Source organism: Oleiphilus sp. HI0067, assembly GCF_001635735.1.
Window position 1 is genome coordinate 1 of record NZ_LWFI01000858.1, and the last position, 1,455, is coordinate 1,455.

At 41.2% G+C, this 1,455-nt stretch carries 3 protein-coding genes; all 3 read left to right on the plus strand.

Annotated features, from left to right (window positions below; translation table 11 throughout):
• On the plus strand, nucleotides 1-385 hold a 385-nt coding region (locus A3739_RS09165), incomplete at its 5' end, for a PleD family two-component system response regulator (RefSeq protein WP_068501083.1).
• Between the two features lie 52 nt (nucleotides 386-437).
• On the plus strand, nucleotides 438-800 hold the full coding sequence (gene pilH / locus A3739_RS09170; protein WP_068482902.1) for a twitching motility response regulator PilH: 363 nt from the start codon (nucleotides 438-440) through the stop codon (nucleotides 798-800).
• Nucleotides 801-805: 5 nt separating this feature from the next.
• A complete protein-coding gene (locus A3739_RS09175) occupies nucleotides 806-1,363 on the plus strand; it encodes a chemotaxis protein CheW (protein ID WP_068501086.1) in 558 nt (185 codons plus the stop codon).
• Nucleotides 1,364-1,455 lie beyond the last annotated feature (92 nt).

Below are 1,455 nucleotides of genomic sequence, written 5' to 3' on the forward strand. Positions count from 1 at the left end.
AGATAATTTCGAAAATTTAAAAATAATGGTCATCGACGACAGTAAGACCATTCGACGTACAGCTGAAACCTTATTAAAGAAGGTAGGTTGCATGGTCATTACGGCAACCGATGGATTTGATGCCTTGGCAAAGATTGCAGATTCAAATCCAGACATTATTTTTGTCGATATTATGATGCCACGTCTTGATGGTTATCAAACTTGCGCTTTGATCAAAAATAACAGTGCTTTTAAATCAACCCCGGTCATTATGCTATCGAGTAAAGATGGTCTGTTTGATAAGGCTAAAGGCCGTATTGTGGGTTCAGATCAATATTTAACTAAGCCGTTTAGTAAGGATGAGTTGCTGAGTACGATTCGTAATCATGCACCTCAAAATGGCTAAGTAAAGGATTAACAATTCTCTCATCGCAAGATGAATTAAATGAGGGAGAGCTATGGCTCGTATACTTATCGTCGATGATTCACCAACAGAAATTCGCAAGATTTCAACAATTCTCGACCAGCATAAACACGAAGTAATTACAGCTGATAATGGCGCAGATGGCGTAGCCGTTGCACGTCAGGAACGTCCTGATCTTATTTTGATGGATGTTGTAATGCCTGGGTTAAACGGTTTCCAAGCAACTCGTCAATTAACGAGAACACCTGAGACCGCTGACATTCCAGTAGTGATTGTTACTACCAAAGATCAAGAGACTGATCGAGTTTGGGGTACGCGCCAAGGTGCGAAAGGATACTTAGTTAAGCCAGTTAGCGAAAATGACCTCATCGCTACCATTAACGAGTTACTTGATTAAATAGTATGAGTAGTGAAGTCGCGCACTCGTTTGATGCTTTACGAGATATAGCGAAGAAAAGTGCGCAGTTTTCTGTAGGCTTGCCTGCCCAAGAAGAAGTTCGTGAATATTTTAGTGGTATCGGATTTTCGCTAGCGGGTTATCAATTCATAGCCGGCATGGGGTCCGTGTCCGAGCTATTACATGTTCCAAAATATACCGTTATTCCTGGAGTAAAAGCTTGGGTGTTGGGTGTTTCCAATATTCGAGGCCGCCTCATTCCTATCATTGATTTGTCTCGTTTTTTTGGCGTACCAAGCGAACGGATTAGATCTCGAGATAAAAGAATTCTTGTTGTGGAACATAACGACATGCTCAGTGGTTTATTGGTCGACCACGTTCAGGGCATGCAACACTTCGAACAAGAAGGATTGAAAAATACCACTTCAGAACCATTGTCGAAAAATATCGTTGCCTTTGTGGATGTTGCATTCAATAGAGATGGTAAAGATTGGTTGGTGTTTGATGCTAAGCGATTGGTATCAGACGCCAGATTTACAAGCGTGTCATTGACACAAAAATAGTAAGAACTGCGAAAGGCCGGGAGCCAGAAAAAAAATGAAGATTATGTCCGGAAGATTCAGCTCTGATCAAGATAACACAGGGGTTATCTTTT

Bases quoted from the DNA above. Each gene is read 5' to 3' on its own strand.
- pilH (WP_068482902.1), top strand. From the start codon at position 438: ATGGCTCGTATACTTATCGTCGATGATTCACCAACAGAAATTCGCAAG.
- A3739_RS09175 (WP_068501086.1), top strand. From the start codon at position 806: ATGAGTAGTGAAGTCGCGCACTCGTTTGATGCTTTACGAGATATAGCG.